This is a genomic window from Stenotrophomonas sp. STEN023 (assembly GCF_056760135.1).
This window is the reverse complement of the sequence record NZ_JBRREF010000129.1, coordinates 1-9880: the sequence shown is the minus strand read 5'-3', so window position 1 is coordinate 9880 and position 9880 is coordinate 1. Positions and strand designations below refer to the sequence as shown.

The following is a 9880-nucleotide window of genomic DNA, read 5'->3' as shown; positions in this document are numbered from 1 at the left end:
CCCCCCCACCCCCCCCTCTCGCGCCCGGGAGTGGGGGCCCCCCACCCCCCCCCCCCAACCCCCCCCAACCCCCCCCCCCCTCTTTGCCCCCCCACTACCGGGAGTGCAGCACGGCCTGTAGTGCCGAGCCATGCTCGGCAGAGGCCTTACCCTTGCCCCCCAAGAAAACAGCAAACCCAGGCAGCACAAGCCTCCCACCCAGCAACCTCGCTCAAAACAGCCCGCAACTGCCGCTGGCAGTTGAGAACCCGCCCCTGCGTCGCCATAAAGGGAGTTCCTGTCAGCAACGTAGCCAGCCATGAGCGATCTTCCCCACGTATTCGAGGCCACCACCGAAACCTTCGAAGCCGAGGTCCTGCAGAAATCCTCGCAGACCCCCGTGCTGGTCGATTTCTGGGCGACCTGGTGCGGGCCCTGCAAGAGCCTGGGGCCGATTCTGGAAAAGCTCGCAGGCGAGTACAACGGCGCGTTCGAGCTGGCAAAGGTCGATGTGGACAAGGAGCAGCAGATTGCTGCCGCCTTCCAGATCCGTTCTGTGCCCACCGTCTTCCTGATCAAGGACGGGCAGATCGTTGATGGCTTCCCCGGCGCGATGCCAGAAGGCCAGCTGCGTGAGTTCCTGACCCAACACGGCGTGGTGCCGGCCGAGGCAGCCGCGGTTGAAGCCGAAGTCGAAGCCCTGCCATTGGACCCGCAGGCCGAAGTGGCCGCGCTGCGTGAGGCCATCAGCGCCGAGCCGGACAAGGCCGAGCTCAAGCTCGACCTTGCCCTGGCCCTGCTCAAGATCGGCGCAACCAGCGAAGCAGGCCCGCTACTCGACGGTTTGCCCGCCAACCTTGCCACCGACGATCGCGCCATCCGTGCACGCGCACGTCTGGATTTCGCCTCGGCATTGCAGGATGCCCCGGCCGCCGATGTGGTGGCAGCGCGCGTCCAGGCCGATGGCAACGATCTGGAAGCACGCTACCTGCTCGGTATCCACCACCTGCTGGCCGGCGAGGACGAAGGCGCGCTGGAGCAGTTCATCGAGATGCTGCGGATTGACCGCGGTTTCCGCGACAGCCTGCCCAAGAAAGCCCTGATCGATGCGTTCCGCGTCATCGAAGACGAAGACCTGGTGGGCCGCTACCGCCGCAAGATGTCCTCGCTCCTGTTCTGATCTGGCACCAGACAGTACAATTTGTGTGTCAACTGCACGGAAATTGGCAGCTTTTCACCAGATGATCCTGCCGTGATATATGTCACGGCGACCAGGACCAGAGGGTGATGAAGTTGCAGCCAGCACGATGCCAGCGTAACGGACACGCGTTTTCGGAGCCAAAGTGGCCGTGAGAAGTACCGCCGTACGCCCATCGTTGCTGCAGTTTCTGGCAACCGCATTGCTGTTTTGCTTGGCAGGTATCGCCGGCGCCCAGGACTGGAATTACCGCGCACGGCCCGGCGACACGCTTTGGGACCTGGGCGCCCGTTATCTGAAAAGCGACGTGCAGTGGCAACAACTGCAGGTGCATAACCAGATCAGCAATCCGTACCGGCTGGTGCCGGGGCAGACCCTGCGCTTTCCTATCATCTGGTTGCGCGTGCAGCCCGCACCAGCGCGGGTGGTTGCCTTGCGTGGCCTGGTCCAGGTCAGCGATCCGACCAACGGTACCCGGCCGCTGCAAGCGGATATGTTGTTGCCCATCGGCACCCAGCTGCAGACCGGCGAGGACGCAAGCGTGACCCTCGTCTTCGCCGACGACTCTCGCCTGCAACTGCGCGAGAACTCTCTGCTGCAGTTGGACCAGCTCAGCAGCTACGGCGCCACCGGCATGGTGGACACACGGGTGCGCCTGCAACGTGGGCGCAGCAGCAGCCATGTGACGCCAGCGCGCGGTCCCGCTTCGCGCTACATCATCACCGCCCCCACCGCGACCAGCAGCGTGCGCGGCACCTTGTTCAGGGTAAACGCCGGTGGCCAGAACAGCCCTGCAAGCACCGAAGTAGTCGAAGGCCACGTGCAGGTTGGCAACCGTGCTGGTAACCGGATCATCGACGGCGGCCACGCCACCTTGATACGTTCGACGGGGAACGCACCAGAACAGGCACAGCCCCTGCTGCCGCCACCGCGGCTGCTGGACGCGCAACTGCGCCTGCAACCCTTACCACTGCTGGCTGCGTGGCAACCGCTGGACGGGGCAGAGCGTTATCGCGTCGAGGTGGTGCTGGCGGCAACCCCGGACATCCAGTTGTTCGCACGCGAGATCAGCGCAACGCAGATCCAGATCGATGATCTGCCCGCGGGCGAACTACGGCTGCTGGTACGCGCCATCAATGGCGATGGCGTCGAAGGGCTGGACGCCGAGCGGGACTTCGTCGTCCCCGACGGACTACCGGCACCGTTGACCGTCGCTCCACTGCATGGACAGACCGTGCACCAGCCACAGCCACGTTTTGAGTGGGCCCAGGTAGCCGGTGCCACCGGCACCGTTCTGCAGATCGCCGACAACCCCAACTTCCTGCAGCCACTGGTCGAACAGCAAAGCAGCAACCAGCAGCTACGCATCCGCAGTCCGCTACCGGCGGGTGACTACTTCTGGCGGGTGGCCTCGCTTGATGCGCACAACAGCGCCGGCCGCTACGGCCAGGCACTGCCGCTGCAGGTCAGCGATTCGCAGGTGGCGACGCCACTGGATACAAGCAAAGGCCAAAAAGGCCTGCTGACCCTGCGCTGGCCGGCCGACAGCGATGCCCTGCACTATCGGGTGCAGATCGCGCGTGACGCTGGTTTTGCAAAGCTGCTGCTGGATCAACAGCAGGATGCCCCGGAAGTTTCGCTGAAACGTCCCTGGCGCGGTGGCACCTTGCATGTACGGGTGCAGAGCATCGCCGACGACGGCTACGCCAGTGCATTCTCCACGCCCCAGCAGGTCAAGCTGCCCTGCCGGCTCTGTTATGGCGCCGGCGCCGGTGTCTTGTTGTTGCTCGCCCTATGAGGCCTTTACGTCCGCGCTGGCGTTACCGGCTGCTGTTTGTCATTGCCTGTGGCCTGATCGTTGCCTGGGCCAGCCATAGCCGTGTTTTCTGGCAGCAGGATGTCACCAGTTATGACGCGCTGGTCGGCGACTGGGACTACCCGCCTGATCCGCGCCTGGCAATCATCGCAATCGACGACCACAGCCTGCAGGAGCTGGGCCAATGGCCGTGGCCACGCAGCACCCACGCACGCCTGCTGGAACGCCTGCATCAGGCCGGCGTCGAGCGGGTGGCGCTGGACCTGATGTTTCCGGAGGCCGATCGCAAAAATCCCCGCCAGGACGAAGCACTGGCGGCCGCGATCCGCCGCAATGGTCGGGTGGTCCTGCCGGTGATGGCAGCACCGGCGAGCGCCGAGGCGGTACCTGAGGAGTTGCTACCGGTGCCGGCAATCGCCAACGCCGCCGCATCGCTGGCACACACGGATATCGAAGTGGATGCCGATGGCATCGCCCGTGGCCTCTACCTGAAGGCCGGGATCGGCTCGCCGCACTGGTTGGCGCTGGGTGCAGCCTTGTCCGGAGTGGATGGCCAGCTCCCCGGTTTGGCCGATCCAACGCCGCGCAACAACTCGCCCTATCAATGGCATCGCGACCACTATGTGCGGCTGCGCTATGCCGGGCCACCGGGCAGCTTTCCGCAGATGTCGTATGTCGATGTGCTTGAAGGCCGGATACCCGCCGACCTGCTCAAGGGACGACTGGTCATCGTTGGCATGACTGCCAGCGGCATTGCCCCGCGCCTGCTCACCCCCACCTCCCGCGACAACTGGATGAGTGGCAGCGAGTACCAGGCCAATGTCGCCTCGATGCTGCTGGCCGGGAACAGCATCCGCACCTTGCCATCCATCGTCCAGACCGCGATAAGCACGGTACTGGTGGCGCTGGCAGCACTGGGCATCACCTCCGGGCACCGTTGGCGCTGGCTGTTTGGCGCACTCGCGCTGCCGGCTCCACTGCTGCTGAGCCTGGGCCTGCTGCATTCGGCCAGCCTGTGGTTCGCACCGGTGTCAGCGACGTTTGGTTGCGCCGGCATGCTGCTGTTCTGGACGTTGTGGCAGATGCGCTATTGGCGCCGCCAGGCCAACCGCGACACGCTCACCGGGTTGGCCAATCGCATGCGCTTCGAGGAAACCCTGCGCCGCGAGAACGATGCCGCGCGGCGCAGCGGTCGCCCGCTCACCCTGCTGTTGATCGACGTGGATCACTTCAAGGCCTGCAACGACACCTATGGCCACCAGGTTGGCGATCGCCTGCTGCGCTATCTATCACGCACGATTGAAGACATGGCCCGGCGACCGCGCGATCTGGCTGCGCGCTTCGGCGGTGACGAGTTCGCCCTGATCCTGCCCGATACCCCCCCGGCCGGTGCCGAACAGCTGGTGCAAAGCTTGATCAGCCGGGTACGCCAGCTCAGCATCCCGGTCGACAAGGCCAATCACGGCAAGACCAGGACTACCGTCACCATAGGCGTGTGCAGCGTGCTGCCCGGCCCGGACGACGGCCCGGCGCGCCTGTTCGAGGCCGCCGACGACGCCCTGTACCAGGCCAAACAGGCCGGCCGCGACGGCTACCGGATCGCCCCGCCCTGGCCGAACTGAGCCCCTCCATACGCCAGCGAATGCTAGACTCCGGCTCCCCCGTCCGTCCGCTCGCACCATGAAAGCCAGCCTGTTCCGTCGCGGCATCAACCTGTGGCCACCGTTCCTGTTTGCCGGCATCCACGTCACCGCCATCAGCGCCGACTACCGCTACGTGCGGGTCGAGCTGCGGCAGCGGCCGTGGAACGTGAACTACGTGCGCACCCACTTCGGCGGCAGCCTGTTCGCGATGACCGACCCGTTCTGGATGCTGTGCCTGCTGCAGAACCTGGGCAGCCGTTATTTCGTCTGGGACAAGGCCGGCGCCATCGAATTCCTGAAGCCCGGCCGTGGCGTGGTCTGGACCGAGTTCCGGCTCGATGACGCCGCCTTGGACGAGGTCAAGGCCGCTACCGCCAACGGTGACAAATACCTGCACTGGTTCGAGAACGATGTGCTCGATGCGCAAGGCGACGTGGTCGCGCGGGTGCGCAAGCAGGTCTATGTGCGGCTCAAGCCGGAGGCCCGCAAGCCGGACTGAGCCACGGCGGCAACACAGATTTCTCTGAACACAGCCGTTCCGGCCATCTGCTGCGTACATACGGAGGACACCCGAACGCTACAATTCGGGGATGTCGCCTGAAGCCGTCTCCCCCGCCCCCCGCCCCTCCCTGCAACGTCTTTTCCTCACCGGCCTGCTGACCCTGCTGCCGATCTGGTTGACCTGGGTGGTCGTCAAATTCGTGTTCGTCCTGCTCTCGGGCATCAGCAGCCCGCTGATCGTGCCGCTGTCCGAGCGTATTGCCGCCTCGTTCCCGGATTATCTGGGCTGGATCAAGGTCGAATGGATGCAGGACATCACTGCCCTGCTGGCCACTTTGCTGGTCATCCTGCTGGTCGGCATCCTCAGCCGCCGGGTCATCGGCCAGCAGTTGCTGCGCTGGTTCGGTGCGGTAATCCGCCGCATCCCGCTGGCCAGCATCATCTATGACAGTGCCAAGAAGCTGCTGGACATCCTGCAGACCAAGCCCGGCAGCACCCAGCGGGTGGTGCTGATCGACTTCCCGCACCGTGACATGAAGTCCATCGGCTTGGTCACCCGGGTCCTCAAGGAACAGGGCACCGGTCGCGAACTGGCTGCGGTGTATGTGCCCACCACCCCCAACCCGACCTCCGGCTACCTGGAAATCGTCCCGGTTGAGCTGCTCACGCCCACCGACTGGACCGTGGACCAGGCCATGAGCTTCATCATTTCCGGTGGCGCGGTCGCCCCGGACAGCGTGCCATTCACCCGCTCCGCCGACCGTTGAGTCCTCTCCCATGCCTCGCGGCAGGCCACGCGAGGCATGGGACATAACCGGACCTGTATCACCGGCGCGTGTTCATCCGCGCCACGGCTGGTCGTCACCGCTGATATCGGGCAAGCTCCCGGGTCGATGTATTTGCGGAACACCTGATGCCTTACAGCCCGTTGCGCCTGCTTGCGCTTGCTATTGCCTCGATCATGACGCTGTCCGTTGCGGCCCCTGCCGACGCGGCGAAGAAGCGAACCCAGCGCCAGTCAGCGCCGCAGAGCCGCGCCGCCAAGCCCCGTACCACGCCGCGCCCGGCCCCGCGCCGCCCGGCCGCAGTGCCGCTGCCGATCAAACAGGACAACGCCGCCAAGCTCAACCGCATCTATGACGAGTACTGGGACGCCTCGATGCGACTGAACCCGCTGCAGGCCACCTTCCAGGGCGACCAGCGCTACAACGACCAGTTGCCCAATTTCCTGTCCGCGGCTTCGCGCCAGCAATCGCACGATTTCATGGTCGAATGGCTGGGCAAGGTCCAGGCCGTCGGCGCCACCGGCCTGCAGGGCCAGGACCTGTTGAGCTATGAGATCTTCGTGCGCGATGCGCAGGTCTCGCTGGCCGGCGAGCAGTACCCGACCTGGATGCTGCCGATCAACCAGTACTACAACCTGTCCAGCATCATCGCAGTGCTGGGCTCGGGTGCTGGTGCGCAGCCGTTCCGCACAGTCAAGGATTACGAGAACTGGTCCAAGCGTTCGCTCGGCATTCCGGCCCTGTTCGACCAGGCCATCGCCAACATGCGCGAAGGCAAGGCCGCCGGCGTGGTGCAGCCGCGCGCACTGATGGAAAAAGTGCTGCCGCAGCTTGATGCGGTGATCAAACCCACGGCGGAAGAGAGCCTGTTCTGGGGACCGATCCGCAACATGCCGGACGACTTCTCCGCCGAGGACAAGGCCCGCCTCAGCGCCGAGTACAAGCGCATGATCGAGAACCGGATCATGCCGGCCTATCGTTCGCTGCGCGGCTTCATCGCCACCGAGTACATGGCCGCCGCACGCAGCACCGACGGCATGGCCGCGCTGCCCAACGGCCGCGCCTGGTATGCACACAACGTTGCCAGCAGCACCTCACCTGCGCGCACACCCGCCGAGATCCACGCGCTGGGCGAGCAGGAGGTCAAGGACCTGCAGGCGCGCATCGATGCGGTGATGAAGCAGGCCAAGATCCGCGGCTCGCAGCAGAAAGCCTTCACCGCGATGCGCAATGACCGCCAATTCGTATTCCGCGATGCCAATGCCTTGCTGGCCCGCTATGCCGAGACCGGCCAGCGGGTAAACGCCGTGGTGCCGACCCTGTTCAACGAACGGCCCAAGGCCAGCCTCGAGATCAAGGCGGTCGAAGCCGAGCGCGCCGCCACCTCCAGCGCCGCCAGCTACCAACCGGGCAGCGCCGACGGCCAGCAGCCGGGCGTGCTCTACGTCAATACCAGCGACCTGCCCTCGCGCAAGCGCTGGGCGGTGACCATGCAATACCTGCATGAAGCCATCCCCGGCCATCACTACCAGCTGGGCGCACAGCAGGAACTGACGGCATTGCCGCGCTTCCGCCGCCTCGGTGGTGATGTCGCCTACGTGGAAGGTTGGGGCCTGTACGCAGAATCGCTGGGCCAGGAACTGGGCCTGTACAACGATCCTTACGATCAGCTCGGTTATCTGCAGACCACCTTGCTGCGCACCGTGCGGCTGGTCGCCGATACCGGTCTCAATGCCGCCGGCTGGAGCCGCCAGCAGGCCACCGATTACATGGTCAAGAACGCCGACATCCCGGCCGCCGATGCCGCCTCCGAGGTCGAGCGCTTCATGGCCTTGCCCGGGCAGACGCTGGCCTACCGCGTCGGTGAGATCAAGATCCGGTTGCTGCGTGACAAGGCCAAGGCCGAGCTCGGCGAGCGTTTCGACCCGCGCGAGTTCCATCATGAAATCCTCAAGGACGGCTCCATGCCGCTGGAGATCCTTGAAGCCAAGATCGACCGCTGGATCGCCAGCAAGAAAGCCTGATCACCTACCCAGGAGCCACCATGCCACGCTGGAAACCTCGACTCGCCCTGCTGTGCCTGTTCGCGTGCTCCAGCTTGGCCGCTGCCGCCCCCTTGGCGCCGCCTGATCCCGGCATCGACGGTCTGATGCAGCGCTATGACGGCCAGGTACCTGGCGCCTCGGTGCTGGTGTTGAAAGACGGCCAACCTGCGTTCCGCCGCAGCTACGGCCTTGCGGTGCTGGAAGACGGTACCGCAATCACCCCGGCCAGTAATTTCCGGCTGGCCTCGGTCAGCAAGCAGTTCACCGCCACGGCGATCCTGCTGCTGGCCGAAGACGGCAAGCTTGGCATCGATGATCCACTGAAAAAGTGGCTGCCCAGCCTGCCCGCCGTCGCCGACACGATGACGCTTCGGCAGCTGCTCAGCCATACCAGTGGCCTGCTCGATTACGAAGAACTGATGGACCCGGCCGACACCCGCCAGGTACATGACGCCGACGTGCTGCAGCTGCTGCAGAAAGAGAACCGGACTTACTTCACGCCCGGCAGTGACTACCGCTACAGCAATAGCGGCTATGCCTTGCTGGCACTGGTGGTGGGCAAGGCCTCGGGCAGCGACTTCGCCAGCTTCCTGCGCCAACGTATTTTCCTGCCGCTGGGCATGAACAACACCTACGCGCATCAGGACGGCGTCGATGAGGTGCCCAATCGCGTCTATGGCTACAGCCAGATCGACGGCCGCTGGCAGCGCACAGACCAGAGCACCACCAGCGCCGTGCTGGGCGATGGCGGCATCTATTCTTCGATCGATGACCTGGCTCGGTGGGATGCGGCGCTGTACGACGAGCGCCTGTTGAAGGCGACTTCGCTGCGACTGGCCTTCAGCCCGGCAACGAAAACCACCGAGCCCGACGTACCGTTCTATGGCTTCGGCTGGCGCATCAATGGCGATGCGCTGTGGCATAGCGGCGAGAGCATCGGCTTCCGCAACGTGATCGTGCGTTACCCCAAGCAGAAGCTGACGGTGATCGTATTGAGCAACCGTAACGAACCCGAACCCTATGCGCTGGCCATCGACATCGCCCGGCGCTGGCTGGATGCTGCGCGATGAGTCTGCTTGGCATCCATCATGTCGCGGTCATTGCAGCTGATTACACGCGCTCACGTGACTTTTACGTGCGTATTCTCGGGCTGGAAGTGATTGCCGAGAATTATCGCAGCGAGCGTGATTCGTGGAAGCTCGACCTGCGCCTGCCCGATGGCAGCCAGCTGGAGTTGTTTTCCTTCCCCAACCCACCCGCTCGCCCCAGCCGCCCGGAAGCCCGCGGCCTGCGCCACCTCGCCTTCCGTGTTGCAGCGCTGGACGATGTGGTGGCCCACTTGCAGCGCGAAGGCGTGGCCTGCGAGCCAATCCGCGTGGACGAGTTCACCGGCCGTCGCTTCACCTTCTTCGCCGACCCGGACGATCTCCCACTGGAACTCTACGAGACGCCAGCCCGGTAGTGCCGAGCCATGCTCGGCAGAGGCTTTCCCGGCGAAAGGCAGCCCTCACCCCAACCCCTCTCCCGCCAGCGGGAGAGGGGCTAGAAGCAAACAACGGCACCGCCCGGTAGTGCCGAGCCGTGCTCGGCAGAGGCTTTCCCGGCGAAAGGCAGCCCTCACCCCAACCCCTCTCCCGCCAGCGGGAGAGGGGCTAAAAGCAAACAACGTCACCGCCCCGTAGTGCCGAGCCATGCTCGGCAGAGGCTTTCCCGGCGAAAGGCAGCCCTCACCCCAACCCCTCTCCCGCCAGCGGGAAAGAGGCTAAAAGCAAACAACGGCACCGCCCCGTAGTGCCGAGCCATGCTCGGCAGAGGCTTTCCCGGCGAAAGGCAGCCCTCACCCCAACCCCTCTCCCGCCAGCGGGAGAGGGGCTAAAAGCAAACAACGTCACCGCCCCGTAGTGCCGAGCCAT

The 9880-nt window shown here is 64.9% G+C and carries 8 protein-coding genes; all 8 read left to right on the top strand.

Annotation, left to right across the window (positions count from 1 at the left end):
• Positions 1-298 precede the first annotated feature (298 nt).
• The 8 genes from trxA to gloA2 all read left to right on the top strand — a co-directional run bounded on the left by trxA (position 299) and on the right by gloA2 (position 9429).
• Positions 299-1159, top strand: coding sequence for a thioredoxin (gene trxA / locus ACVOLV_RS21365; RefSeq protein ID WP_481556112.1), 861 nt, complete (start codon positions 299-301; stop codon positions 1157-1159).
• Positions 1160-1328: 169 nt separating this feature from the next.
• Positions 1329-2975 (top strand): FecR family protein, encoded by a 1647-nt coding sequence (locus tag ACVOLV_RS21360; protein ID WP_481556111.1) that lies wholly within the window; start codon positions 1329-1331, stop codon positions 2973-2975.
• Positions 2972-4615, top strand: a complete 1644-nt coding sequence (locus ACVOLV_RS21355) for a CHASE2 domain-containing protein (RefSeq protein WP_481556110.1) — start codon at positions 2972-2974, stop codon at positions 4613-4615. The genes ACVOLV_RS21360 and ACVOLV_RS21355 overlap by 4 nt, the downstream gene beginning before the upstream one ends.
• 58 nt (positions 4616-4673) lie before the next feature.
• Complete coding sequence (locus tag ACVOLV_RS21350) at positions 4674-5135, top strand: DUF4442 domain-containing protein (RefSeq protein WP_481556109.1); 462 nt, start codon at positions 4674-4676, stop codon at positions 5133-5135.
• Between the two features lie 91 nt (positions 5136-5226).
• Positions 5227-5904 carry a DUF502 domain-containing protein gene (locus tag ACVOLV_RS21345; RefSeq protein WP_057627148.1) on the top strand — a complete coding sequence of 226 codons (678 nt, stop codon included), beginning with the start codon at positions 5227-5229 and terminating at the stop codon, positions 5902-5904.
• A 146-nt stretch (positions 5905-6050) separates the two neighbouring features.
• On the top strand, positions 6051-7946 hold the full coding sequence (locus ACVOLV_RS21340) for a DUF885 domain-containing protein (protein WP_481556108.1): 1896 nt from the start codon (positions 6051-6053) through the stop codon (positions 7944-7946).
• 20 nt (positions 7947-7966) lie between these two features.
• Positions 7967-9037 carry a serine hydrolase domain-containing protein gene (locus ACVOLV_RS21335; RefSeq protein ID WP_481556107.1) on the top strand — a complete coding sequence of 357 codons (1071 nt, stop codon included), beginning with the start codon at positions 7967-7969 and terminating at the stop codon, positions 9035-9037.
• The gene (gene gloA2, locus ACVOLV_RS21330) at positions 9034-9429 is read left to right on the top strand and encodes an SMU1112c/YaeR family gloxylase I-like metalloprotein (RefSeq protein WP_481556106.1); all 396 of its coding nucleotides are present in this window, start codon (positions 9034-9036) and stop codon (positions 9427-9429) included. The genes ACVOLV_RS21335 and gloA2 overlap by 4 nt, the downstream gene beginning before the upstream one ends.
• The last annotated feature ends 451 nt before the right edge of the window (positions 9430-9880 follow it).